This window comes from Bradyrhizobium sp. USDA 4538, from assembly GCF_024171045.1.
Classification (GTDB): domain Bacteria; phylum Pseudomonadota; class Alphaproteobacteria; order Rhizobiales; family Xanthobacteraceae; genus Bradyrhizobium; species Bradyrhizobium australafricanum.
The window spans coordinates 4,020,603-4,046,792 of record NZ_JALJZE010000001.1 but is presented as its reverse complement, the minus strand read 5'-3'; the positions used below and the strand labels follow the sequence as shown (position 1 = coordinate 4,046,792).

General features: G+C 63.9%; 21 protein-coding genes and 1 pseudogene. 11 read left to right on the top strand and 11 right to left on the bottom strand.

The window, feature by feature from the left end:
* The first annotated feature begins 15 nt into the window (after positions 1–15).
* Positions 16–321: a hypothetical protein gene (locus tag J2R78_RS18200; protein ID WP_253636014.1), complete on the top strand. Its 306-nt coding sequence runs from the start codon at positions 16–18 to the stop codon at positions 319–321.
* A 423-nt stretch (positions 322–744) separates the two neighbouring features.
* Here the strand turns inward: J2R78_RS18200 and J2R78_RS18195 are convergent, their stop codons facing one another.
* Positions 745–1,269 carry a methylated-DNA--[protein]-cysteine S-methyltransferase gene (locus J2R78_RS18195; protein ID WP_253605979.1) on the bottom strand — a complete coding sequence of 175 codons (525 nt, stop codon included), beginning with the start codon at positions 1,267–1,269 and terminating at the stop codon, positions 745–747.
* A gap of 189 nt (positions 1,270–1,458) precedes the next feature.
* Between J2R78_RS18195 and J2R78_RS18190 the strand changes: the two genes are divergently transcribed.
* The 3 genes from J2R78_RS18190 (at position 1,459) to J2R78_RS18180 (ending at position 4,852) form a co-directional block, all read left to right on the top strand.
* Positions 1,459–1,821, top strand: a complete 363-nt coding sequence (locus J2R78_RS18190) for a DUF1304 domain-containing protein (RefSeq protein ID WP_028335620.1) — start codon at positions 1,459–1,461, stop codon at positions 1,819–1,821.
* Between the two features lie 203 nt (positions 1,822–2,024).
* Positions 2,025–3,245 carry an ABC transporter substrate-binding protein gene (locus tag J2R78_RS18185; protein WP_076824752.1) on the top strand — a complete coding sequence of 407 codons (1,221 nt, stop codon included), beginning with the start codon at positions 2,025–2,027 and terminating at the stop codon, positions 3,243–3,245.
* Between the two features lie 380 nt (positions 3,246–3,625).
* Entirely contained in the window at positions 3,626–4,852 is a 1,227-nt protein-coding gene (locus J2R78_RS18180; RefSeq protein WP_018269220.1) for an ABC transporter substrate-binding protein, read from the top strand.
* Between the two features lie 211 nt (positions 4,853–5,063).
* Here the strand turns inward: J2R78_RS18180 and J2R78_RS18175 are convergent, their stop codons facing one another.
* A complete protein-coding gene (locus J2R78_RS18175; protein ID WP_253605977.1) occupies positions 5,064–5,489 on the bottom strand; it encodes a DUF1330 domain-containing protein in 426 nt (141 codons plus the stop codon).
* A gap of 247 nt (positions 5,490–5,736) precedes the next feature.
* Between J2R78_RS18175 and J2R78_RS18170 the strand changes: the two genes are divergently transcribed.
* Together J2R78_RS18170 and J2R78_RS18165 are read left to right on the top strand one after the other, a co-directional pair.
* Positions 5,737–7,992 (top strand): transglycosylase domain-containing protein, encoded by a 2,256-nt coding sequence (locus J2R78_RS18170; protein ID WP_253605976.1) that lies wholly within the window; start codon positions 5,737–5,739, stop codon positions 7,990–7,992.
* Between the two features lie 189 nt (positions 7,993–8,181).
* The gene (locus J2R78_RS18165; RefSeq protein ID WP_253605975.1) at positions 8,182–9,285 is read left to right on the top strand and encodes an IS5 family transposase; all 1,104 of its coding nucleotides are present in this window, start codon (positions 8,182–8,184) and stop codon (positions 9,283–9,285) included.
* 149 nt (positions 9,286–9,434) lie between these two features.
* On the opposite strand, the gene J2R78_RS18160 is transcribed toward J2R78_RS18165, so the two are convergent.
* The 4 genes from J2R78_RS18160 to J2R78_RS18145 form a co-directional block, all read right to left on the bottom strand.
* Complete coding sequence (locus J2R78_RS18160) at positions 9,435–10,274, bottom strand: M48 family metallopeptidase (RefSeq protein WP_253605974.1); 840 nt, start codon at positions 10,272–10,274, stop codon at positions 9,435–9,437.
* Between the two features lie 198 nt (positions 10,275–10,472).
* Positions 10,473–11,801 (bottom strand): polyhydroxyalkanoate depolymerase, encoded by a 1,329-nt coding sequence (locus J2R78_RS18155; protein ID WP_028341465.1) that lies wholly within the window; start codon positions 11,799–11,801, stop codon positions 10,473–10,475.
* A 128-nt stretch (positions 11,802–11,929) separates the two neighbouring features.
* On the bottom strand, positions 11,930–12,754 hold the full coding sequence (locus tag J2R78_RS18150; protein ID WP_253605973.1) for an ABC transporter permease: 825 nt from the start codon (positions 12,752–12,754) through the stop codon (positions 11,930–11,932).
* A complete protein-coding gene (locus J2R78_RS18145) occupies positions 12,751–13,557 on the bottom strand; it encodes an ABC transporter ATP-binding protein (RefSeq protein WP_253605972.1) in 807 nt (268 codons plus the stop codon). Before J2R78_RS18145 ends, J2R78_RS18150 begins: the two co-directional genes overlap by 4 nt.
* A gap of 141 nt (positions 13,558–13,698) precedes the next feature.
* Between J2R78_RS18145 and J2R78_RS18140 the strand changes: the two genes are divergently transcribed.
* Positions 13,699–15,018, top strand: coding sequence for an ActS/PrrB/RegB family redox-sensitive histidine kinase (locus J2R78_RS18140; protein ID WP_253605971.1), 1,320 nt, complete (start codon positions 13,699–13,701; stop codon positions 15,016–15,018).
* A 134-nt stretch (positions 15,019–15,152) separates the two neighbouring features.
* Positions 15,153–15,707: an ActR/PrrA/RegA family redox response regulator transcription factor gene (locus J2R78_RS18135; protein ID WP_016845514.1), complete on the top strand. Its 555-nt coding sequence runs from the start codon at positions 15,153–15,155 to the stop codon at positions 15,705–15,707.
* A gap of 329 nt (positions 15,708–16,036) precedes the next feature.
* On the opposite strand, the gene J2R78_RS18130 is transcribed toward J2R78_RS18135, so the two are convergent.
* Complete coding sequence (locus J2R78_RS18130) at positions 16,037–16,522, bottom strand: MmcB family DNA repair protein (protein ID WP_253605965.1); 486 nt, start codon at positions 16,520–16,522, stop codon at positions 16,037–16,039.
* 217 nt (positions 16,523–16,739) lie between these two features.
* Here J2R78_RS18130 and J2R78_RS18125 point away from each other — a divergent pair.
* Positions 16,740–18,440: pseudogene (locus tag J2R78_RS18125) on the top strand (alpha-amylase family protein).
* Here the strand turns inward: J2R78_RS18125 and J2R78_RS18120 are convergent.
* Together J2R78_RS18120 and J2R78_RS18115 are read right to left on the bottom strand one after the other, a co-directional pair.
* Complete coding sequence (locus J2R78_RS18120) at positions 18,428–20,035, bottom strand: alpha-amylase family glycosyl hydrolase (protein WP_253605963.1); 1,608 nt, start codon at positions 20,033–20,035, stop codon at positions 18,428–18,430. The pseudogene J2R78_RS18125 and the gene J2R78_RS18120 overlap by 13 nt on opposite strands.
* 120 nt (positions 20,036–20,155) lie before the next feature.
* On the bottom strand, positions 20,156–20,968 hold the full coding sequence (locus J2R78_RS18115; RefSeq protein WP_057015413.1) for an RMD1 family protein: 813 nt from the start codon (positions 20,966–20,968) through the stop codon (positions 20,156–20,158).
* A gap of 175 nt (positions 20,969–21,143) precedes the next feature.
* Between J2R78_RS18115 and J2R78_RS18110 the strand changes: the two genes are divergently transcribed.
* On the top strand, positions 21,144–21,812 hold the full coding sequence (locus J2R78_RS18110; RefSeq protein ID WP_057015387.1) for an MBL fold metallo-hydrolase: 669 nt from the start codon (positions 21,144–21,146) through the stop codon (positions 21,810–21,812).
* Here J2R78_RS18110 and J2R78_RS18105 read toward each other — a convergent pair whose 3' ends face one another.
* A complete protein-coding gene (locus J2R78_RS18105; RefSeq protein ID WP_253605962.1) occupies positions 21,813–22,988 on the bottom strand; it encodes a PHB depolymerase family esterase in 1,176 nt (391 codons plus the stop codon).
* A 209-nt stretch (positions 22,989–23,197) separates the two neighbouring features.
* Positions 23,198–24,604, bottom strand: coding sequence for an MFS transporter (locus J2R78_RS18100; RefSeq protein WP_253605960.1), 1,407 nt, complete (start codon positions 24,602–24,604; stop codon positions 23,198–23,200).
* A gap of 271 nt (positions 24,605–24,875) precedes the next feature.
* On the opposite strand from J2R78_RS18100, the gene J2R78_RS18095 reads away from it, so the two are divergent.
* The gene (locus J2R78_RS18095; RefSeq protein WP_253605958.1) at positions 24,876–26,117 is read left to right on the top strand and encodes an LLM class flavin-dependent oxidoreductase; all 1,242 of its coding nucleotides are present in this window, start codon (positions 24,876–24,878) and stop codon (positions 26,115–26,117) included.
* Positions 26,118–26,190: the final 73 nt, after the last annotated feature.

Here is a 26,190-nt window from a genome sequence, read left to right as displayed (position 1 = left end):
CTATACGCAAGGATGATGCGACAAAACATCTGGACAAGTTGCGCATGGACGGCGGCGGCGCGAGATTTCGCATCGTCGTCCTTCGGGAAGATCGACGGCAAGGACAGCACCAGACATTTTGATTGGCAAATGGCAATTCCTCGGAGGGAGGTCGCCATGCGTGCGGAACCGCGCTGCGCCCAGTGTGACAGCGAAGACCCCAAGATCATCTGTTTGCGAAATCCGGCGGGCGAACGCTACTGCGGACGCCTCTGCTTCTACAAAGGCCAGGAGGATTTCATCCGCTGGCTTTGGCGCGCGAATGCGGAGGCAGCGTCATGACAGCTCGTTGCGGAAATCCGGCCTGCAAGCGGCCTTTCGGGCTGATCCGGCATAATTGGTATTTTGAGCAGTTTTGCTCGACGAAGTGCCGCGAGATCCACAAGCGGCAGCTGGAGCGCAACAAGGCCTATTGGAAGTGGCTGTATCCCTTCCCCAGAACCGGCGCCCCATCGAAAAAGCCGATCTGACGACGTTGGCCAATAGCGCGCAAGGAGTCTCACATGACGACGGTCGATGCGATGCTGGTGGGAGCGATACTCGCGTGGGTACCTTCGCTCGTCGTGTTCCTCTATATCGTGCGCGATCTGCGCAACATGCCCCGCGAAGATCTCGATTGATCGCCACACTGGCGGCCGAAGCGGATTGCTGGATCGTTGTCTTGACGCGCGTCTTCACGCGAACCGGTTCCCGCTCGAAATCACTCTAGACCTCCACGCCCTCGTGGCGCAGCAGCCAGCGCTTGCGCTCCAGCCCGCCGCCATATTTGACCAGTGAGCCGTTGGCGCCGATCAGGCGATGACATGGCACGACGACGCTGATCGGGTTGGAGCCGTTGGCATGACCGACCGCGCGCATCGCATTCGGCGCGTTCAGTTTCGCCGCCAGCGCGCCGTAGCTCATGGTGGTGCCGTGCGGAATGTTCGGCAGCGCGTGCCAGACCTTCTGCTGGAACGGCGTGCCAGCGACGCGCCATTCGACATCGGTGAGACGATCGAGATCGCCCTTGAAGTAATCGCCGAGCGCCTTGCGCATCGCAGCCGGCGCGCTACCGCCCCGCAGCGTCACGGCGCCATAATGCAGCCGCAGCAGGTCGAGCATGCGCCCTTCATAGTCGTCCCAGTCGAGCGCGCGCAGCACGCCGTCGTCATCGGTCACCAGCAGCGCGGTGCCGATCGGGGTCTTGTGGCGGTCGAGGTTGAAGGTCTGTGCAGTCCTGCGGTCGGCCATTGTCATATCTCGGGCAAGCAGATCGGTCGGCATACAATTCACCGCCCGCATGCTAGCGTCCACCCGAATTCCGGTTAAAGCGTTTTCGAGCGAAGTGGACACCGGTTCGCGTGAAGAAAACGCGTCAAAACAACAATTTTGAGCTTCGATTCTGATTCAATCAGAACCGAAGCTCTGGGGGACCGCAATATGCTGTTGCTTGGCAATGTTCTGGTCGCGGTGGTGGCCATGCTGCACGTCTATTTCCTTGTGCTCGAGATGTTTCTGTGGACCAAGCCGCTCGGGCTGAAGACGTTTCGCAACTCGATCGAGAAGGCAAACGATTCTGCGGTGCTCGCCGCCAATCAGGGGCTCTATAACGGCTTCCTCGCCGCCGGACTGATCTGGGGCCTCATACATGGCAATCCGGCCTTCGCGTTCCAGATCAAGACGTTTTTCCTGCTCTGCGTGATTGTCGCCGGTGCCTATGGCGCCGCCACCGTCAGCCGCCGCATTCTTTATGTGCAGGCGGCTCCCGCTGCGTTGGCACTGATCCAGCTCTGGCTGGCCTAACGCGCGGGCGCGCTTTTGTTTTCTTGAGCATGATCCGCTCGGAAACCGCTTCACAGTTTTCCGGATCATGCTCAAACGCGACATCGCGCGCAGGGTGCATCGTCTTGCAATGGCCCAGCCGTTCCTCCATCATCCCGTGCAACGGTGACATCCGCCGGCCTGAGCTTGCGGACAAGATCACCGGCAACAGGGAGGTCACGGACATGAGAAGCGTGCAATTGCTCGCTGCGACGGCGCTTGCGATCGCGTTGTCGGTTACATCGGCCACCGCGCAGAAGAAATACGACATCGGCGCGACCGACACCGAGATCAAGATCGGCCAGACCGTGCCGTTCTCCGGCCCCGCATCCGCCTATGCCGGCATCGGCAAGACCCAGGCGGCCTACATGAAGATGATCAACGATCAGGGCGGCATCAACGGCCGCAAGCTGAACCTGATCCAGTATGACGACGCTTATTCGCCGCCGAAAGCGGTCGAGCAGGTGCGCAAGCTTGTCGAGGGCGACGAGGTGCTGTTCACGTTCCAGATCATCGGCACGCCGTCAAATGCCGCCGTGCAGAAATATCTGAATGCCAGGAAGGTGCCGCAGCTGCTCGCCTCCACCGGCGCCTCGCGCTTCTCCGACCCGCAGAACGCGCCGTGGACGATCGCGTTCAACCCGAACTACCAGTCCGAGGGACGCATCTACGCCAAATACATCCTGGCCAATCACCCCAACGCCAAGATCGGCATCTTCTACCAGAACGACGATCTCGGCCGCGACTACATCACCGGCCTGAAGAGCGGGCTCGGCGACAAGGCCGCGAGCATGATCGTCACCGAGGTGTCCTACGAGCTGACCGATCCGACGGTCGATTCCCAGATCGTGAAGCTGAAGGCCGCCGGCGTCGATCTGGTCTATGACGCCTCGACCCCGAAATTCGCCGCGCAGGCGATCCGCAAGATCGCCGACCTCAACTGGAACCCGGTGCACATCCTCGACATCAATGCGAGCCCGGTGTCGGCGACGCTGAAGCCGGCCGGTCTCGACATCTCCAAGGGCATCATCTCGACCAATTACGGCAAGGACCCCGCCGACCCGCAATGGAAGGACGATCCCGGCGTGAAGGCCTATTTCGCGTTCATGGACAAGTATTATCCGGAAGGCGACAAGCTCAACACCGTCAACACCTACGGCTACTCGACGGCCGAGCTGCTGATCCAGGTGCTCAAGCAGTGCGGCGACGACCTCACCCGCGAGAACCTGATGAAGCAGGTGACCAGCCTGAAGAAGTTCGTGCCGAGCCTCGCGCTGCCGGGCATGTCGATCACGACGGGACCGAACGACTACCGCATCAACAAGCAGATGCAGATGATGAAGTTCAACGGCGAGCGCTGGGAGCTGTTCGGCCCGATCATCGAGGACACCGGACCGGCGGGCTAGCCGCGGTCGGGACGAGACTCCACTCCCTCTCCCCGTCCTTACGGGGAGAGGGTCGGGGTGAGGGGCTGCTTCCGCGCACCGCTGCATTAGCTGCGCCCGCGGAGACTCCCCCTCACCCGCATCGCATCTTCGATGCGATGCGACCTCTCCCCGCAGGCGGGGCGAGGTAAAGCGGGCCCCAACCTTCGCGCCGCTCCACCCACCTTTTCGCAACGCCCCCTACTTTGGTTGACTGAAATCGCTCACCTTTTCGGCAGCGCTCGTCTTGCGTTGCAATAACGGTTCCTCCAGTATCCCGGCCCAGCGATGGCGACCGCGGGACCTTGAACCCGCGGACAAGATCATCGGCCAACCATCAGTCACGTGAGGGAAACAGCATTATGAGGAACGGGATTTTTCACTTGGTCACGGGAACGGCGCTCGCGATCGCGCTGTCTGCAACGTCGGCCTTTGCGCAGAAGAAGTACGATCCCGGCGCGAGCGACACCGAGATCAAGATCGGCCAGACCGTCCCCTTCTCCGGGCCGGCCTCCGCCTATGCCTCGATCGGCAAGACCCAGGCGGCCTACTTCAAGATGATCAACGATCAGGGCGGCATCAACGGCCGCAAGATCAACCTGATCCAGTATGACGACGCGTATTCGCCGCCGAAGGCCGTCGAGCAGGTGCGCAAGCTCGTCGAGAGCGACGAGGTGCTCTTGACCTTCCAGATCGTCGGCACGCCGTCGAACGCCGCCGTGCAGAAGTATCTCAACGCCAAGAAGGTGCCGCAGCTGTTTGCCGCCACCGGCGCTTCGAAGTTCACCGACCCGAAGAACTTCCCCTGGACGCTCGGCTTCAACCCGAACTACTTCGTCGAAGGCCGCATCTACGGCCAGTACATCCTGAAGGAGCACCCCAACGCCAAGATCGGCGTGCTCTATCAGAACGACGACCTCGGCAAGGATTATCTGAACGGCATCAAGGCCGGGCTCGGCGACAAGGCCGCCAAGATGATCGTGGCCGAAGCCTCCTACGAGGTCTCCGACCCGACCATCGATTCCCAGGTGATCAAGATCAAGGACGCCGGCGCCGACTTGTTCTTCTCGGCCTCGACGCCGAAGCAGGCGGCGCAGGCGATCAAGAAGATCGCCGAGCTCGGCTGGCACCCGATCCACATCGTCGACATCAACGCGACCTCGGTCGGCGCCGTGCTGCAGCCGGCGGGCCTGGAAGCCTCCAAGGGCCTGATCAGCACCAATTACGGCAAGGATCCGGCCGATCCGCAGTGGAAGGACGATCCGGGCATGAAGCGCTATTTCGACTTCATGGCCAAGTACTATCCCGACGGCGACAAGAACTCGAACTTCAACACCTATGGCTACTCGACCGCCCAGTTGATGGTGCATGTGCTGAAGCAGTGCGGCGACGACCTGACCCGCGACAACGTGCTGAAGCAGGCCACCAACCTGAAGAATGTCGAGCTCGACATGGCGCTGCCCGGCATCAAAGGCAACACCGCGCCGAACGACTATCGCGTCAACAAGCAGCTGCAGATGATGCGCTTCAACGGCGAGCGCTGGGAGCTGTTCGGCCCGATCCTCGAGGACGCCGGCCCGGCCGGCTAGCCGGTTCGCGCAGGTTTGAAATGCAATCGGCGGCCTCCAGGCCGCCGATTTGTTTGCGGGGATGTCCTATCACCGTCACCCTGAGGAGCGCGAGGCGCGTCTCGAAGGGTCGACGGCCACCAGCGGGGCCGTGCATGCTTCGAGGCTCGCTCCGCTCGCACCTCAGCATGACGGGGATGGAGATCGCCGCGACCCATCGATTTTTACGCGCCTACTTCGGAATCTCGCCGAAATTCTTCCCCACCGGCAGCACGGCATGGCGGATCAGGCGGGAATCGTCCACCGCGGCCTGGCGGTGCTTCACCGCCTCGCGATAGACCGGATCGCGGATCATCTCGACGAAGGCGGCGACGCTTGGATATTCCGCGATGAAGCAGTGATCCCAGCGCTCCTCCTGCGGTCCGATCAGCATCAGCTCGAAGCGGCCTTGCCAGACGATGCGGCCGCCGAGCCGTTCGAACACCGGCCCGCTCTCGCGGCCATACGCCGCATAAGCCTCCGCGCCGGTGGCCTTGCGGCCGTCGGGATAGGCGGCCCATTCGCGCAGGCGCACCAGGTTGAGCATGTGGATCGGGCCCGGCCGGTTGTTGTCCCGGAACTGCACGAAAACGTCCTTGGTCGGATCGATATGGCCCATGCGGTGCTCCTTCGTTTCTTGTTCCCTAGCGCGATCGCTCTATCGCGCTCTTCCATCCTGTTTGAGCATGATCTCCGCGCAAATGCTCCGCGTTTGTCGCGAGGGAAAACCGGTGCCCACTTTTCCTGATCATGCTCCTTATGTAGCACGCGCTGCCTCACCTCCTAATGCCCCGTTAAGCTTTGCGTAACCGCCCCTTAAACCGGGAACGCTAGCGTGCGTCCCTGTCAGGGTGTGAGCGTTGCGGATGGCGTGGGGACGGAAAAAAGGCGGTGCGCGCAAGGAGCCGCTGTTCGGGCTTCCGGCCGCGCTTGCCGACCTCCGACTGTCGCCGTCCGACCGCATTCCCGGCGGCGGCGACGACAAGCCCGCCAAATCCAAACCCAAAAGCAGCGACAAGGGCAGCGATTCCGGTAGCGAGAAACCGCGCCCGTCGCGCAGCGTCAGCAAGCGGCGCAGCAAGCCGCGGGGCTTTGGCATCGGCCGCCTGTTCTATTGGACCGCGGTGCTCGGCCTGTGGGCCGGCATTGCGGTGATCGGTGTCGTGGTGTGGGTCGGCGCGCATCTGCCGCCGATCCAGTCGCTGGAGATTCCCAAGCGTCCGCCGACGATCCAGATCGTCGGCATCGACGGCAGCGTGCTGGCGCAGCGCGGCGAAATGGCCGGCGCCAACATCGCGTTGAAGGATCTGCCGCCTTATCTGCCGAAGGCCTTCATCGCGATCGAGGACCGCCGCTTCTATTCGCATTACGGCGTCGACCCGGTCGGCATCCTGCGCGCGGCGGTGACCAACCTCCTGCACCGCGGCGTCTCGCAGGGCGGCTCGACGCTGACCCAGCAGCTCGCCAAGAACCTGTTCCTGACCCAGGAGCGCACCATGCAGCGCAAGCTGCAGGAGGCCGAGCTCGCGCTCTGGCTGGAGCGCAAGCATTCCAAGAACGAGATCCTCGAGCTCTATCTCAACCGGGTCTATTTCGGTTCCGGCGCCTATGGCGTCGAGGCCGCCGCGCAGCGCTATTTCGGCAAGTCGGCGAAGAACGTGACGCTGCCGGAAGCCGCGATGCTGGCCGGCCTCGTCAAGTCGCCGTCGCGGCTGGCGCCGAACCGCAACCCTGAAGGCGCCGAGCAGCGCGCGCAGGTCGTGCTGGCGGCGATGGCCGATGCCAAGTTCATCACCGAGGCGCAGGCCAAGGCCTCGATCGGTCAGCCCTCGATTGCGGTGAAGCCGGCCGGCGCCGGCACCGTGAACTATGTCGCCGACTGGATCGGCGAAGTGCTCGACGATCTGGTCGGCCAGATCGACCAGGACATCGTGGTGCAGACCACGATCGATCCGAAGCTGCAGAATGTCGCCGAAGCCGCCATCATCGATGAGCTCGCCGCCAAAAGCGTGAAGTTCAATGTCAGCCAGGGCGCGCTGGTGGCGATGACACCGGACGGCGCGGTGCGCGCCATGGTCGGCGGCCGGAACTACTCGGAGAGCCAGTACAATCGCGCGGTCACCGCGAAGCGGCAGCCGGGCTCGGCGTTCAAGCCGTTCGTCTATCTCACCGCGGTCGAAGCAGGACTGACACCGGACACCATCCGCACCGACGCGCCGCTCGACATCAAGGGCTGGAAGCCGGAGAACTACACCCACGAATATTTCGGCTCGGTGACATTGACCCAGGCGCTGGCAATGTCGCTGAACACGGTCGCGGTGCGGCTCGGCGTCGAGGTCGGCGCCAAGAATGTGGTGCGCACCGCGCACCGGCTCGGCATCTCCTCCAAGCTCGAGCCCAACGTCTCGATCGCGCTCGGCACCTCGGAAGTCTCGGTGATCGAGCTGGTCGGCGCCTATGCGCCGTTCGCCAATGGCGGCTACGTGGTGTCGCCGCATGTGGTGACCAAGATCAAGACCAGTTCGGGCAAGCTGCTCTATGACCGTCCGACCGATCCGCCCAACCAGGTGATCGAGCCGCGCTATGATTCGATGATGAACAGCATGATGCGCGAGACGCTGATCTCGGGCACCGCGCGCAAGGCGGAGATCCCGGGCTGGACAGCCGCCGGCAAGACCGGCACCAGCCAGGATTATCGCGACGCCTGGTTCATCGGCTACACCGCCAAGCTCGTCACCGGCGTCTGGCTCGGCAATGACGACAATTCACCGACCAAGAAGGCGACCGGCGGCGGCCTGCCGGTCGAAGTGTGGACCCGCTTCATGAAGGCGGCGCATCAGGGCGTGCCGGTCGCGGCGATCCCGAACTCGCAAGGCAGCTGGGGGCCGGCGAACCTGATGCAGATCTCGTCGCAGGTCACCGCGCCGTCAGCGCCTGCGGGACCGATGCAGATTCAGCCGCCGATGCAGGCATCGCAGCCGCCCGCGCCGGTGCCATCCGGCGGCTATTATCGCCCGCCATCGCCGACGCCGGCCCGCGCCTCGGCGCCACCCAATCCCAACGCGCGGCCGGAGGCAGCGGCCGGACTGGACGGCTGGCTGGCGGATCGGTTGTTTCGATAGAAGTCGGTAGGCGGACGGATCGCGTTGCTCCGTAGCCCGGATGAAGCGAAGCGTAATCCGGGACCAGTCGCGCCATCGGTGAAAACTGCCCCGGATTACGCTTACGCTCCATCCGGGCTACGCACTCAAGCCGTCATCCCCCGCGAAAGCGGGGGATCCAGTACGCCGCGGCCCATCGATTGAAGACAAATGCCTCTGGAATACTGGATCGCCCGCTTTCGCGAGGGCTTTGCAGAAGTCGCCCGGGATGATTCTCTTTTGGTGAAGGATTCGCCGGAGGGTCGGATGGCGGAGCGCCAGATTGGTCAATTGAGCTTTACAGATGGGCTGATGAATGACGCGGCCAGGGCCAATGCGCCATTGCAGCGAGTGTCGGAACTGGTCGACTGGAACGCGATTGAAGCGCTGCTGAGCGGCTTGCGCAGCGGGTCGATGGGGGCGCCAGCTTACCCGTCGCTGGCGCTGTTTAAGGCGCTGTTGCTGCAGCAATGGTATGGTCTGTCGGATCCGGGACTTGAGGAAGCACTGGTGGACCGCCTGTCGTTCCGGCGCTTTCTGGGCCTGTCGCTGAGTGAGCCGGTGCCGGATCATTCCACGCTGTGGCGTTTCCGCGAACAACTGGCCAAGAGCGGGCTGGCGGAGCGCGCTTTCGCCCTGATTACGGCGCAGATCGAGAAGTCCGGCTTCGTCTTGAAGCGCGGCACATTGATCGACGCTTCGCTGATCCGCTCGGCGGTAAATCCACCCGAACCACCGGATCCCGATTTGCCCCCGGATGCGGACGGGCGGCCGGCCAGCAAACTGGTCAAAAGCGCGCACGATCCTGACGCTGCCTGGACCAAGAAGGACGGCAAATATGCCTTCGGCTACAAGATGCACGTGGCGATGGACCAAGGCAGTCGCATCATCCGGCGCCTCGCCTTTACGCCAGCCAATGTCAACGACACCGTGCCCGCCGACGGGCTGATCTGCGGCGACGAGGCAACGGTCTACGCTGACAAAGCCTACGATACCATCGCGCGACGCGTGCGGTTGAAGGAGATGGATATTCGCGACGGCATCATGCGCAGACACAACCGCTGGCTTCGCTTGGGACCTTGGGCGGTGCGTCGTAATGCGGTCATCTCGCATCGACGCGCGCCGATCGAGCCGTTGTTCGCATTGCTCAAGCGCGTCTACGGTCTGGCGCGTGCCCGCTATCGGGGCCTGATGCGCAATGCCGCAGCTTTCCAGCTCGCCGCGACTGCGATCAATCTCCAGCGATGGGCCAGGACGCCACCCCAGATCGCCTAACCAAACCAGCCATCCAGCCATCATGGCTGACCCATCCAAGCCACTAACAGGCCCAAACAACCAGCGCCCGCCCCTGTCGATTGCTCGACTTTCGCAAAGCCCTCGCTTTCGCGGGCGATGACAGCAACGGTCGGGGCGAACAGCGCGCCCTACTCCTGAATTCCGTAGCGGTGCAGGTCGTTGCCGTAGGTGTCGAGCCAGTTCTTGGCGCGCGTCACCGACGCGCAGACCTTGTCGACCACCCGCCAGAACCGCGCCGAGTGGTTCATCTCGACGAGATGGGCGACCTCATGCGCGGCGAGGTAATCGAGCACGAAGGGCGGCGCCAGGATTAGCCTCCATGAGAACGACAGCGAACCCGCCGAGGTACACGAGCCCCAGCGGCTTGACTGATCGCGGATCGAGATCCGGCGTACCCGCACACCGAGTTCCGCGGCGTGAAGCTGCGCCGCCTTCTGCAGGTCCTTGCGCGCCTCGCGCTTGAGGAAGTCGTGCACGCGACGATCCATGTGCTCGACGCCGCCGGCAACACAAATGATCCTCTCGCCGCTGTCGCGCGCCTCGGTCCACACCGTGCCGCGCTCGCCCGAGCGGTGCACGAGGCGATGCGGCACACCGCGCAACGGCACCACGGTGCCGGGCTGGAACGGCGCCGCCTTCGGCAAACGGCCGAGACGGGCAGCGATCCAGCCGCCATGGAGATTGGCAAACTCCTTGGCTTCGGGAATCGTGCCGCGCGGCGGCATCGTCAGGATCGCCTCGCGATCGGTCGGATGTATCCTGAGTGTGTAGCGGCGCGCGCGCCTGTGCCGGCGCAACCTGATGGTGAAAAACTGGGAGCCGTGTCTGACCAATACGGTCGCGGGTTCGGCAGGCCGCCGATAGAGGAGCGCGCGAGTAGCCATTTCTGAGAGTCCGGGGAGCAGGAGTTCGCCCGAACTTTGCCATATCCGCCGCCAGGGAAAGCGCTCGGCGCAAAAACAAATCATTTGCCCAATATACAGGGGCTGGACGTTAATTGACCTCTACAGGCAGGGGCTGGAACCGGAATTTTTCCGATGAATCAAGGTTACGAAAAAGGCCGAAAGAATGAAATTATATTCACCCTTTGAGCCTGGTCTGATTTGAGATTCTTTTAGTTAAATCAGCGACTTGCGCGACCGCGAAAATCGCGGCCGGGGCGATACCTATTCGGCGGCGGCGACCAGCGAAAGCCGCGTATTGGCCGCCGAAACCATGAAATCGGAGATCCGCGGCACGATTTCGGACCGGAAACGCGAGCCGTTGAACACGCCATAGTGCCCGACGCCCTTCTGCACGTAATGCACGCGGCGATGGTTCGGGATCGCGGTGCAGAGTGCGTGCGTCGCCTCGGTTTGGCCAAGACCTGAGATGTCGTCCTTCTCGCCTTCGACCGTCATCAGCGCGACGCGGCGAATCTTCGACGGGTCGACCGGCTTGCCGCGATGGGTCATCTCGCCCTTCGGCAGCGCGTGCTTGACGAAGACAAGGTCGACGGTCTGCAGGTAATATTCGGCGGTGAGGTCCATCACCGCGAGATACTCGTCATAGAATTCGCGGTGCTTGTCGACGAGATCGCCGTCACCCTTGACCAGATTGGCGAACAGCGCCTTGTGCGCGTCCATGTGCCGGTCGAGGTTCATGCTGATGAAGCCGTTGAGCTGCAGGAAGCCCGGATAGACGTCACGCATCACGCCCGGATGCGGGAACGGCACCTTGGTGATGACATTGTTGCGGAACCACTCGATGCCGCGCTCTTCCGCGAGGTTGTTGACCGCGGTCGGATTGCGCCTGGTGTCGATCGGGCCGCCCATCAGCGTCATCGACAGCGGCACGAACGGATCGTTGTTGGCTTCCATCACCGAAACAGCTGCCACGACAGGCACCGAAGGCTGGCACACCGCGATGACGTGCATGTTGCCGCCGAGCGCGTGCAACATCTCGATCAGGTAGTCGACATAGTCCTCGAGATCGAACCGGCCGGCCGCGAGCGGCACCATGCGCGCGTCGGCCCAATCGGTGATGTAAACCTCATGCGTCGGCAGGAACGCCTCGACTGTGCCGCGCAGCAGCGTCGCGTAGTGGCCCGACATCGGCGCCACGATCAGCACGCGCGGCTGCGGCGAACGCAGCGGGCGCGTCAGCTTGCGATCGAAATGCAGCAGGCGGCAGAACGGCTTTTCCCAGATCGAACGGACCTCGACTGGGGTGCGGATGCCGTTGACCTCGGTCGTCGGCAGGTTCCATTCGGGCTTGCCGTAGCGGCGCGTGGTGCGCTCGAACAACTCACAGCCGGCGGCGATCGACTTGCCGAACTCGGTGTGGGTCCACGGATTGAGCGGGTTCTGAAACAGGATCTTGGTGGCGTCGGTCACCGCGCGCACCGGGTTGAGCGACGCATGCGCCATCTCGTACATCCAGTACAACGGCGTCGTGAGTGCCGGGCTGCCTTCCGCCGCTAGTGGCGGGGCACCGCCAAATTCACCGATGGGCATAGTAGTTTCAGACCCCTGTTTTGCGCCGCAGCATACTGACCAATGCGTAACAATGCGTCAATGCGCCGCGAGCCGAATCTGGGGGCGATATCGGGCTAAAAGGCCGAGAATCCACGAGAAAGTGACATTTATTCACCACCGCCGAGCAGCGACCCGTTGCGCTTGGCGCTCTGCAAAAGGGCAAGGAAGATCGCAAAAGAGGCAGCGAACAGGACCGCGTTGATGACCAGCGCCCACGCCATCAGGTCGGCGCGGAAGACGTGATCGATCAACAGCGAGCGCATGCCTTCGAACACATAGGTCGGCGGCAGCGTCCAGGCGACAGCTTGCAGCCAGGCCGGCAGCACCTCGACCGGATAGTAGATGCAGGCGAGCGGCATCACCGCGAACATCAGCGTCCAGACGATGCTTTCCGACCCTAACCCGTTGCGCAGCACGAGGCCGGAGGCGAACACGCCGACCGACCAACTCGTGAAGATCAGATTGCAGAAGAACGCGATCAGCGGCAGCCCGATGGCGTAGAAGTTGAAGCCGAAGAAGAACAGCGCCAGCAGCGTCATCGGGATCACGCCGATGGCGAGCCGGATCAGGCTCATGATCATCAGCGAGAGGAGGAATTCGATCGGCTTCAGCGGGCTCATCATCAGGTTGCCGAGGTTGCGCGCCCACATCTCCTCCAGGAACGAGATCGAGAAGCCGAGCTGCCCGCGGAACAGGATGTCCCACAGGATCACGGCGCCGATCAGCGTGCCGCCCGCCTTGGCGAAGAAGCCGGATGCCTGCGAGATGTAATTCTGCAGGAAGCCCCAGGTGATGATCTGCAATGCCGGCCAGTAGACCAGCTCCAGGAGCCGCGGCCACGACGACATCAAGAGGTACCAATAGCGCAGCACCATCGCGTTGATGCGTTGCAGTGAAATGGTGTGCTGGTGCTGGCTGACGAGTTCACTCATGGTGTGCCCTCTGGCGCGCCCTCGCGCAGGCGGCCGCGCGCCACGTCGAGAAACACCTCTTCCAGCGTGTCGCGGTTGTAGCGCGCCATGATCCGCTCGGGGCTGTCGTCGTCCTCGATCTTGCCGCGCTTCATGATGATGACGCGGTCGCAGAGGCGCTCGACCTCCAGCATGTTGTGTGACGCCAGCAGGATGGTCGCGTTATGGGTCTTGCGATAGGTCTCGAGATGCTGCCGCACCCAGTCGGCGGTATCCGGGTCGAGTGAGGCGGTCGGCTCGTCGAGCAGCAAGAGATCGGGTTCGTTGATCAGCGCCTTCGCCAGCGCGACGCGGGTCTTCTGCCCGGCGGAGAGCTTGCCGTTGGAGCGGTCGAGGAATTCCTTGAGATCGAGATCGTCGGCGAGCTGGTCGATCCGCTCACGCAAACGCTGCACGGCATAAAGGCGCCCGAAAATGGTCAGGTTCTGCCGCACCGTGAGCCGCATCGGCATGTCGACATAGGGGCTTTCGAAATTCATCCGGCCGAGCACGTCGTAGCGCTGCTCGGGGATTCGTGCACCCAGCACCTCGACGCTGCCCGAGGTCGGCAGCACCAGGCCCATGATCATCGCGATCGTCGTGGTCTTGCCGGCGCCGTTGCCGCCGAGCAGGCCGGTAATGCTGCCGCGCGCGATGCGGAACGAGATGTCGTCGACCGCGCGGGTGGTCTTGTAGACCTTGACCAGATGCGCAACGTCGATCGCGGCCGACTCGCCTTGTTCAGCCGCCGGAGCTTGCCTCTGACCTGTCCCGACCTGTTGCATATGGCCGTCATTGAGCCATTGCGACAATAAGCGCAAGGCTCGGCGGTAATTAAAGGCTTGGCGGTAATTAAAGGCTCGCCCTGCATCGTTGCGCTAAGTCGCGAATTTGTGCGCCGCCCACGGCACAGCTAAGGTCCCGGCATGACCGACGTCGCCTCCGATTTCCGCCAACCCCGCCGCTACGTCCGCCTGGATACGATCCTGCGGCTGCGCTGGCTCGCCGCGCTCGGCCAGCTCGTCGCCATCTTCATCGTGGCGCAGGGACTGGAATTCGACGTTCCGATCGTCCCCTGCGTCACCATCGTGACGTTCTCGGCGCTGCTCAATCTGGCGCTGCAGATCGCCTTCAACCCGATGCAGCGGCTGGAGCCGGCCTATGCCGCGGCCCTGCTCGCGTTCAACATCGTCGAGCTCGGCGGCCTCCTGTACTTCACCGGCGGATTGCAGAACCCGTTCTCGTTCCTGTTCCTGGCGCCGGTCCTGATCTCGGCCACCGTGCTGCCGATCCGGCTGACGATAGCGCTCGGCTGCCTTGCGGTCGCCTGCGCCTCGGCGCTGTTCTTCTATCATCTGCCGCTGCCCTGGGATGCCGACGATCCCTTGGTACTGCCGCCGATCTATCTGATCGGCGTCTGGCTTTCGATCCTGCTCGCGATCGGTGTCACCAGTCTGTACGCATTCCAGGTGACCGAGGAAGCGCGCCAGCTCTCCGATGCGCTGGCCGCGACTGAACTGGTACTGACACGCGAACAGCACCTGACTCAGCTCGACGGCCTCGCCGCCGCCGCCGCGCATGAGCTCGGCACGCCGCTGTCGACGATCTTCCTGATCTCGCGCGAGCTCGAGAAGACGGTGCATGACGCGGCGATCGCCGGCGACCTCAAGACCCTGCGTGAGCAGGCGCAGCGCTGCCGCGACATCCTGAGCAAGATCGCGCAATTGTCATCGAGCGGTGCGCCGTTCGACACCATGAAGCTGTCGACCTTGATCGAGGAGGCGGTGGCGCCGCATCGCGATTTCGGCATCAACATCAAGGTGCGGCTTGCTGTCGCAGCAACGCCTGAACCGGTCGCCGCGCGCAATCCGGCGATCCTCTATGGCGTCGGAAACATTCTCGAAAATGCGGTCGATTTCGCGCACCAGACCGTCGAGGTGAACGCGTGGTGGAACGCCGAGACCGTTGAAGTCGTCGTCTCCGACGACGGTCCGGGCATCGCGCCCGACATGCTGAAGCGGATCGGCGAGCCGTATCTGTCGCGTCGCCGAGGTGCGGATGAGGCCCAAAACCCACGTGGGGGCCTGGGTCTGGGCGTTTTCATCGCACGGACGTTGCTGGAACGCGCCGGCGCCAAGGTGTCGTTTACCAATCGCACCTTTCCCGATCACGGCGCCGTGGTGCAGATCGTCTGGCCGCGCGAGCGCTTCGAGGAAGCCGCGCCGGGCGACGAAACCGAATCCTAAGAACGATTCTTAATCGCGACCCTGGCATTACGGATGCATTGCTCTTTCCAGACAAGCACGCGACTTTCGGCTGCCTTGGCAGCGCCGCAGTAGGACCCCATATAATAGGGGTCTGCCACAGGGAAAAATGGATCGTGAACGCCATCACTGAACTGAATGACCATGCCGACCGCTCGCTCCTCATCGTCGAGGACGACAAGCCGTTCCTGGAACGCCTGTCGCGCGCGATGGAGACGCGGGGTTTCGCGGTGAAGTCATGCGACACGGTATCTGATGGTCTCGCCGAGATCGGCCGCGCCGCGCCCGCTTTCGCGGTCGTCGATCTCCGCCTCGGCGACGGCAACGGCCTCGACGTCGTTTCGGCGTTGAAGCGCAAGCGCCCCGAGGCGCGCGCGATCGTGCTGACCGGCTACGGCAACATCGCCACCGCCGTCACCGCGGTGAAGATGGGCGCCGTCGATTATCTCTCGAAGCCCGCCGACGCCGATGACGTCGTCGCCGCGCTGCTCGCGACCGGCACCGAGAAGTCCGAGCTGCCGGCCAATCCGATGTCGGCGGACCGTGTGCGCTGGGAGCACATCCAGCGCATCTACGAGATGTGCAACCGCAACGTCTCGGAGACCGCGCGCCGCCTCAACATGCACCGCCGCACCTTGCAGCGCATCCTCGCCAAGCGCGCACCGCGCTAAGCGATCGCTTCATTTGTTTTCGCGATGGCCGGGCTCGTCCCGGCCATTTGCTTTTGTAGGGTGGGCAGCTTCGTAGGATGGGTGGAGCGAAGCGATACCCATCCTCTCTCCCGGTGTCCCGAAGCTGATGGGTTTCGCTTCGCTCTACCCATCCTACGGAATCCAACAAGCTGTCCGTCACCCTGAGGAGCGCGCCCTTGCGCGCGTCTCGAAGGGTCGACGGCCACCAGCCCCGGCCGAACCATCCTTCGAGGCTCGCTCCGCTCGCGCCTCCAGCGACAAAGGCGAGGCCTTTGCGCGGGATGACGGGGCAACAGCAATGTTCTTCGCTAAAACTCGGCGTGCCCCTGCGGATCGACCAGCCGATTGATGCGCTGCGCCGCGGCCATGGCAAAGCGCACCGTCATCGCCTTGCGGGTTGCCGCCGGCAGGCGGTGCTCCGGCGCCTCGCAATACAGATGCGCGCCATAGGCGTCGGCGATGATCAAACCGGTGTCGACGGGAAAGATCTCGCACGGCAGATCCTGCGTGAAGGCGAAGAACAGCCGGTCGCAATGCATCCGGTAGTCCTGCCATTTCTGGTCGGTGCGCAGATCCTCGACCGACGACTTGATCTCAACGATCCAGATCTCGCCGCGCTCGTTCAGCGCGACCAGATCGGCTCTTCGGCCGGACGGCAGCGGCAATTCGCTGATGCAGGAAAATCCCAGCGATCTCAGAAGCCTCGCCGTGCCGCGCGCAATCGCAAGCGCGGTCTCCGACTGGCGTCGGTCGGGCGCGGGCACAAGCGCGATCTGGCGGGCGGATGAGTCCATTGCGCGAAGATTAGCCGATTCCACGAGAGCATGATCCGGAAAAGTGGAAGCCGGCTTTCCGCGGAGATCATGCTCCAACCGATACAACGCGGCAGCGTCAGGCCGGCACGGAGCGTCGTCCGTCTCCGTTGTGGGACGGCGCTCCACAGGAACCCGTCGCCGCCTCACCGCTTATCCTCCCGGCCGCCGCCACGGGTGGACTGGTGAGGATTGCCTGGTGATCGACGACCTCTGGTACAAGAACGGAGTGATCTACTGCCTGTCGGTTGGCACCTACATGGATGCCAACGGCGATGGCATCGGTGATTTCAGCGGTCTGCTCCGGCGCCTGGACTATTTGCACGGGCTCGGCATCACCGCGATCTGGCTGATGCCGTTTCAGCCTTCGCCCAACAGGGACGACGGCTACGACATCTCGGATTATTACGACGTCGATCCGCGCTACGGCACGCTGGGCGATTTCGTTGAATTTACCCATGGCTGCCAGCAGCGCGGCATCCGCGTCATCATCGACCTCGTCGTCAATCACACCTCGGATCAGCACGACTGGTTTCGATCGGCGCGCAGCTCGAAGGACTCGCCGTACCGCGATTGGTATGTCTGGTCGGACAGGAAGCCCGCCAATGCCAACGCCGGCATGGTGTTTCCCGGCGTTCAGAAATCGACCTGGACGCGCGACAAGCAAGCCGGCGCCTGGTACTTTCATCGCTTCTACGATTTCCAGCCGGACCTCAACACATCGAACCCGCATGTGCAGGCCGAGATCCTCAAGATCATGGGGTTCTGGATTCAGCTCGACGTCTCGGGCTTCCGCATGGACGCCGTGCCCTTCGTGATCGCGACCAAGGGTCGCCTCCAGGCGCAAGCCGGTCGAGCAGTACGACATGCTGCGATCGTTTCGGGAATTCCTGCAATGGCGCCAGGGCAACGCGATCATCCTCGCTGAAGCCAACGTATTGCCCGAGACGGACATGGAATATTTCGGGCGTGACGGCGACCGGATGCACATGATGTTCAACTTCCATGTCAATCAGCATCTGTTCTACGCGCTGGCGTCGGCGGATACGAAGCCGTTGGCGAAGGCACTGACGGCGACCAAGCCACGGCCCGCGACCGCACAATGGGGCTTGTTCCTGCGCAATCATGATGAACTCGACCTCGGCCGCCTGTCGAAGCCGCAGCGCGAGACGGTGTTCGAGGCATTCGGTGCCGACAAGAGCATGCAGCTCTACGACCGGGGCATCCGGCGACGGCTTGCGCCCATGTGGGCGGCGACCGCCGGCGCATCGAGCTCGCTTACAGCGTGATGTGCACGCTTCCCGGCACGCCCGTGATCCGCTACGGCGATGAGCTCGGCATGGGCGACAATCTCGACCTGCCCGAACGCGGTTGCGCGCGCACACCGATGCAATGGTCGACCGAGCCACACGCCGGCTTCACCGAGAGCGATCGGCCATGTGTGCCCGTCATCGACAATGGACCGTATGGCTATGAGCACGTCAACGCGGCCAAGCAACGGCGCGACCCCAATTCGATGCTGAACTGGACCGAGCGCATCGTCCGCATGCGCAAGGAAGTCCCCGAGGTCGGCTGGGGAGATTTCAAGGTTATCGCAAGCCGAAACCCCGCCATCCTGATCATCCGGTACGACTGGCGTAACAACTCGGTGCTGTTCGTGCACAACTTCGCGGAAAAGCCGCTCGAGATATCGTTCAACGTCGGGCTGCCCGACGACGCCGGCAAACTCCTCGTCAATCTCCTGACCGAGGACCACAGCCGCGCCGACGAGGCCGGTCGCCACAAGCTTCTGATCGAGGCCTACGGCTATCGCTGGTATCGGGTCGGTGGGCTCGACTATCTGCTCAAGCGCAGCGACATCGATACCATGGAGCCCCGCACCCGGCGTCAATCGTCCTGATGCGGCCCAAGGATCACGCCCTCATTGGCGCGCAGATCGAGCACGCCTTCGACCTTCTCGCCCTGCCGGTCCATCAAGGTCGACAGCAGGACCTCATTGCTGAAGCCGATCGCGCTCGAGGAGACCGACGCGGCGGCCGCGCCGAAGTTCAGCGCGATCACGGCCACGCCCTCAGTGCTGCGCCGCCGGTAGAGCAGCACATCACCGTGCGCCGCCACCGGCTCATAGCTGCCATGGACGAGCTGCGGCAGCCTTCGCCGCAGCGCGATCAGCGCCTTGTAGAGATTGAGGATCGACGTCCTCTCGGCTTCGAGACTTGCGACATTGTCGCTGGCAAAATCCTGCGCCAGCGGCAGCCACGGCGGAGCCGTCGAGAAGCCGGCATGGCGCTCGGCGCTCCATTGCATCGGAGTGCGGCAGCCGTCACGGCCGACGCCCATATCCGGCACGTTCTTCTCGAAGGGGTCGCGCACCTGATCCGGCGCAATCGCAACCTGGCGCATGCCGATCTCGTCGCCGTAATAGAGCGTAGGCGTGCCGCGCAGCGTCAGCAGCAGCATCGCCGCGACCGGCGCCTGCGCCGGCCCCACCCGGCTCGCCACCCGCGGCCGATCGTGGTTGCCGAGCACCCAGTTCGGCCACGCCCCCGGCGGCAGCGCCTTTTCGTAGTCGGCGATGATCATCTCGACCGCTCGCGCGCTCCACAAGGTCGACAGCAGCGCAAAATTGAAAGGCATCTGCGCGCCGCGTAGATCGTTACCGTAGTAGGCGACCAGCCGATGCAGCGGCAGATAAATCTCGCCGATCAGCACGCGGTTGTCGAATTCCTCGGTGACGCTGCGCATCTCGGTGATGACGGTGTGCACCTCGAGCTGATCGGTCGAATATTGCGTCAGCAGCTTTTCGTGCGGCGGCCGGCCCTCGCGATAGTGCGGGTTTGTCGGGTTATCGCGGAAGTCGGCATCCTTGATCAGGTGCCAGATCACGTCGACGCGAAAACCGTCGACACCCTTGCGCAGCCAGAAGCGCATCACGTCGTAGATCGCGTCCCTGACCTCGCGATTGCGCCAGTTGAGATCGGGCTGCTGCGCGAGGAAGGCGTGATAATAGTATTGGCCTGAGGCCTCGTCATACGCCCAGGCGCTGCCGCCGAACTCCGACAGCCAGTTGTTGGGCGGGCCGCCGTCCGGCGCCGGATCGCGCCAGATGTACCAGTCGCGCTTAGGGTTATCGTGCGAGCTCTTCGCCTCGATGAACCATTGATGCTGGTCGGATGTGTGGTTCGGCACCAGATCGAGGATCAGCTTGAGGCCGGAATCGTGCGCGGCCGCGACCAGCGCGTCGAAATCCTCCATCGTCCCGAACAGCGGGTCGATGCCGGTGTAATCGGAGATATCGTAGCCGAAATCGGCCATCGGCGACGGGAAGATCGGCGACAGCCAGACCGCGTCGACGCCAAGCCGCGTCAGATAGGGCAGCCGCGTGATGATCCCCTTGAGATCGCCGACGCCGTCACCGTCGCTATCCGCGAACGAGCGGGGATAGACCTGATAGAAAATGCCGCGTCGCCACCAGTCCCTGTTGTCCTGATCCATCCCGTCCCCCCAAGCTCGCAGCCCGGCCTAGGCCGCTCCGCGCCCGGAGTGGCCGATCGGTTCAGGGATGACGCACAATTCGGGACGGAAAGATGGCCGGATTCGGCCGCTGTAGCCCGTTCAATGCCGGGCCATCGCCAGCTGATAGATGGTGATCAGCACCTCGAACAGGATCAGGAAGACGATGATCAGCTCCAGCCGCAGCGAGCGGCTGGTGTCGATGATGTCGGTCAGCACCTGCGCGGTTTCGGCGACGACTGCGAGCTTGCGGTTCAGCGACTCCGCACGCTCCTTCAATTCATACTCGTCCTCGAGCCTGGCGTAGAGGCGCTCGAGCTGCGGCTTGTCCCAGAGGATGTCCGGCTTCTCCGATACCTCGACCGGTCCGGCTACGCGATGCCGCACCAGCAGCGCGTTGCCGATGTGCTTGAGGATCGCAACGCGGCCGCGATGGACGCGGCCGCCCTTGGCGAGCTCACGCGCAAGCGGCTCGGTCGTGTCGAAGACTGCCCGGACCTCGCGCTCGTGCCGCGCCAGCACCACGCTTTTCGCCAACGCCTCGCCGACCAGGATCAGCCGCTCCGGCGAGAGGCCCTGCAGATAGATCGGGCCGCCCGGCGGAATCTGATCCTCCTTCTCGGCGGCGAGCTCGATGATTGCGATCTCCTCCTCGCGCCGCGTGAACAGGCCGGTCATGCGCGACTGCAGGCTGCGCAGGAATTCATCCTCCTCCAGCGCATTGAGGCCGATCAGCACGACGACGCCGTAGCGGAACAGGATCGCCACGCCGTTTTCATTGACACGAAACGCCAGCGGCGTCGTGGCCAGCACGTCGCCGCGCTCGAGACCGGACGTGTTGATGCGGTCTGCGACGAAGAAGGCTCGCGCGGTGGTCCGGGGTCCGCCGAGCGGTGATTTGGAAGCCTGGGTCATGAAGTTCCGGACTGCGATGACTTGAATCATGATCGAGAGCAGCCGCGTACCGGCCCGCTCACGAACTTCTTCTGCTGGAGGTGACCTTATCACGGTCCGTTTTGGGATCACACGCCGGGGCAGCCGCATTTCCAGCGCGTGTTGACGACGTTTCCCGGAAGCCTATGGTGCCCCCATGAACGAGACAACCGACACCAAACCGAAGGCCGGCGCGATCATCGTACCGGTGACGCTGTTCGAGCAGAACTGCACCATCATCTGGCACGAGCCCACCAAGAAGGCCGTGGTGATCGACCCCGGCGGCGACGTGCCGAAGATCCAGGCTGCGATCAAGCAGACCGGCGTGACGGTCGAGAAGATCTGGCTCACCCACGGTCATATCGACCATGTCGGCGGCGCCGCCGAACTGCGCGACGCGCTGCAGGTCAAGATCGAGGGCCCGCACATCGCCGACAAATATCTGCTCGACAATGTCGTCTCGAGCGGCGCGCGCTTCGGCATGACCGGGGTACGCAATTTCGGGCCAGACCGCTGGCTCGATGAGGGCGATCAGGTCTCGATCGGCGATCTCACCTTCGACATCCTGCACTGCCCCGGCCACTCACCGGGCAGCGTGGTGTTCTTCAACAAGGAGCTGCGCTTCGCCCATGTCGGCGACGTGCTGTTCGCCGGCTCGGTCGGACGCACCGATTTGCCCGGCGGCAGCCATCCGACGCTGATCCAGTCGATCAAGGACAAGCTGCTGCCGCTCGGCGACGATGTCGGCTTCATCTGCGGCCATGGCGCCGGATCGAGCATCGGCCAGGAGCGGATGACGAATCCGTTTCTGACCGGCGAGATGTAGCTACTTCATCAGCCCCGCAGCGGTGAGCGCCCGCGTGATGACACCGCCGACATCGACACCCTTGCTCCGTCGCTTGCGCTGCCGATCGCTCTTGCGGCCGGACGCCACCTCCGGCTCGGCCGCGGGCACCGGTACCGTCATCGAGACCGTGTCGGCGCGCTCACGCGGAATTCCGGTCGGCGCGATATGCGGCTGACGGACCTTGTCGGTCAGGCCGAAGAAGCTCGCGATGTGATAGGAGGAGGAGATCCCGGCCTCGATCAGGAACGCGCCCTCCACGCCATAGCGCTCGTCATTGTCGGCAAGCCCGAGCGGCGTGCCATGCGCCATGTCGGCGATGGTGTAGGACTCGACCAGCGTTTCGCCGTCGGCGTTCCACCACACCTCGCGCGGATGGCCGTCGACATCCGCCGTCGACATCGCGGCAAGCGGCAGGCCGTGCACGTCGAGCCACTGCCGGACGATCGCATCGGCGTTGCCCGGATGCACGGTGCGGTCGGCGCTGCCGTGCCACACCGAAATCTTCGGCCAGGCGCCGCCATGCGTGGACGCGTTGCGCACGAGACCGCCGAGCTCGGGCGCGGACAGCGCGCTGCCATGCATCATCGCGTGCAGCGCTTCGCGCAGATCGGTGGCGACGCCGTACGGCAGGCCGGCGATGATGGCGCCGGCCGCGAACACGTCCGGATAGGTCGCGAGCATGACCGAGGCCATCGCGCCGCCGGCGGACAGTCCCGTCACATAGATGCGACGCGGGTCGATCTCATGCGTGCCGACCAGATGCGCGATCATCTGCCTGATCGACGCGGCCTCGCCCTGCCCGCGCGCGATGTCTTGCGGGTTGAACCAGTTGAAGCAGGTGTTGCCGTTGTTGGAAGACTGCTGCTCCGGCATCAGCAGTGCGAAGCCGTAATGCGCCGCAAGCGCCGACCAGCCGGCACCGTGATCGTAGGACGCTGCAGTCTGGCCGCAGCCATGCAGCACCACGACGAGCGCGGGCGACCGCGCCAGCTGCGCGGGCACGAACGAGAACATTTTCAGATCGCCGGGGTTGACGCCGAATTCGGTCGTCTCGACGAGCGGCGTCGGCACGGCCGGCGCGAGTGCGCCAAGGCCGCTGAACGCGTTCATCTTCGGCAGATGACGCAGAAATTCGACGTTGTTGATCAGGGACAACAGCAACTCCTGAGGTGATTTGGTCTTCTGTGTCACCCGATCAGATAATTGCTGCACTGCAAAATGAAAAGGCCGTGTGCTGTCTTTCCCTGCGGAATTGTGAGAATCGGCGTTAATGCGTGATCGCGCCGCGGGCTGGCCGAAATAGTTGCCGTAGCACCTTGTTTGAGCACCAACTTTTCAGGAATGCGCGCCGCGTGCAGTCGGATTCACGCCGTGGCGCGGCGCATCCATGACAGAAATGCGGCTGAAATGGCGATCGACAGCACAAACAATGCGCATGCCGCAAACAGCGCCAGACGTGCTGACATCGTGCTCTCGATTGCGAAGAAGACTGCGCCGATCCCGGCAACGCCGGCCGCGTTGCCGATCTGCGTCGTCGTGCCGTACATGCCGGAGCCGGCACCGGCGCTCGCGGGCTGCACGCTCGCGAGCACCGCGCTCGACAATGGCGCCATGACAAGCCCCTGGCCGTAGCCGAAGATCATCAGCGCCAGCGCGAGCAGCAGTGCCGACGGTGCCGCGACCACCTCAATTGTCGCGACGAGCACGGCGAGACCGACGATCTGCAGCGCACAGCCCTCGATCAGCACCAGCGTGCTGCGATGCCTTGCGCGCACGCCGCTGTGACGCGAGGCAACCACGAAGGTCAGCGCCAGCGGCACGAACACCAGCCCGGCCTGAAGCGGGGGAATCTGCAAGCCCTTCTGCATGAACATGGTCATGATGAGGTAGAAGGACAGGTTGGCGAAGAAGAAGAAAAACACTGCGACCAGCCCGCGCATGAAGGCGCGATCCGACAGCAGCGAGAGATCGATCAGCGGCATGCCGCCGCGGCGCGCGACGGACCGCTCGAGCCGCACGAAGGTCGCGATCACAGCGATGCCCACGACCATCACCAGCCACACCCATGCCGTCCAGTTGAGATCATGGCCGAACAGCAGCGGACCGATCAGGCACAGCAGGCCCGCGAACAGCACGATCGCGCCCGGGATATCGAGCCGCGTGCCGGCGCGGCGCGGCACCGTCGGCATGATCTTCAGCGCCGCCGCGATGATGACGACGCCGCACGGCACGTTGACGAAGAACACCGCGCGCCAGCCGAGCCCGGCGAGGTCGAGCGTCACCAGCACGCCGCCGAGCATGAAGCCGGCGGCGCCCGCAAGTCCCAGCACGATGCCGTAGATGCCGAACGCCCGCGCGCGGGCGGCGTCTGAGAACAACAGATGCAGCGTCGCCAGCACCTGTGGCACCATCAGCGCCGCGGTTGCGCCCTGCGCGAGCCGCGCGACGATGAGCTCGGGGCCGGACTGCGCGAGACCGCACCACAGCGAGGTCACCGAGAATCCGGCGACGCCGGCGATGAACACGTTCCTGGTGCCATGGATGTCGCCAAGCCGGCCGCCGGTGACCACCAGCGTGGCATAGGCGATCAGGTAGATCGCGATCACGGCCTCGATCTGCGCCGGCGTCGCGTGCAGCTCCGCCGCGATCGTCGGGATCGCGACGTTGACGATGAAGGCATCGACCCCGAACATGAATTGCGCCGACACCACGATCGCCAGCACCCACCAGCGGCGGGACGTGTCCGCTCGCGTCGAAACGATCTGGTGCATGTCCTGTCCTGCCCGAAATGACGTTACGGCGGACATCAGCAGATTCCGGTCATCGCTTCGATTACCTGCGAGGTAAGCCCGGGATCACAGACGCTCGAGCCCCGGCTGCCAATTTGCGTTGACGCGCTGGGAAACATTCCGGACGGCGGCAATCGCCGCCGATTTGCGCAACAACCATGCGGGCGCCGCAGCCTCGGAGCATTGCCTTGCCCCGGGCCACCCCGTAGGTTGGCGGAAAGCCCCGATAACAATAGTCCGGAGAGAACGACCCATGGCGCGCCTCAAGTTCGGAGCCTTCCTCGCCCCGCATCACCCGATCGGCGAGCATCCGATGCTGCAATTCCGCCGCGACCTCGATTTCGTCGAGCAGCTCGACGCGCTCGGTTACGACGAATTCTGGTGCGGCGAGCACCACTCCTCGGGCTGGGAGACCATCGCCTCGCCGGAAATGTTCCTGGCCGCCGCCGGCGAGCGCACCAAGCGCATCAAGCTCGGCACCGGCGTGGTCTCGCTGCCCTATCACCACCCCTTCAACGTCGCGCAGCGCATGGTGCAGCTCGACCACATGACCGGCGGCCGCGCCATCTTCGGCTCCGGCCCCGGCGCGCTCGCTTCCGACGCCCACACGCTCGGCATCGACCCGATGACCCAGCGCGATCGCCAGGACGAGGCGATCGCGGTGATCCGCCGCCTGTTCAACGGCGAGCGCGTCACCGCCAAGACCGACTGGTTCGAGATGCACGACGCCGCGCTGCAGATCCTGCCGCTGCAGGAGGACATGCCGTTCGTGGTGGCCTCGCAGATCTCGCCGTCGGGCATGACGCTCGCCGGCAAATACGGCATCGGCATCATCTCGCTGGGCTCGATGTCGACCCAGGGCCTGATGGCGCTGCCGCAGCAATGGCAGTTCGCCGAGGACGCCGCCAAGAAGGCCGGCACCACGGTGAGCCGCGCCAACTGGCGCGTGCTGCTGTCCTGGCACATCGCCGAGACCCGCGAGCAGGCGCGGCGCGAGGCCGGCGCCGGGCTGATGCGCTGGCACAACGAATATAACGTCGGCACCCTGATGCGGCCGGGCCTGACCGCATTCTCCTCGCCCGATGAGGCCGTCGACAAGACCGCGTTCGTCGAAGGCGCCGCGTCCACCATCGGCACGCCGGATGATCTGATCAAGATGATCAAGAATCTGGTCGATGTGTCGGGCGGCGTCGGCTCGATCATCGGCTTCGCGCACGACTGGGCCAATCCGGAAAACACCCGCCGCAGCTGGGACATGGTCGCGCGCTATGTCGTGCCCGAGATCAACGGCTATATCGACGGCCTGCGCAAGTCGCGCCAGTTCCTGATCGACAACCGCGCCGTGTTCGAACGCGCCGGCCAGGCTGTGATGGCCAAGATCATGCAGAACGACAAGGCCGCCGCCGCGCTTCAACAAACCGGCCCCGGCCGCGTCGCGATCCCCGCGGTGAATGCGCCGGATCTTGCGAAGGCCGCGGCGAAACAGAAGGCGTGATTTGCGACCCTTCCTGGAGGAAGAAAGAACGCCAGCCCGCGCCACATCCACCGCCGTCGTCCCGGCGAAGGCC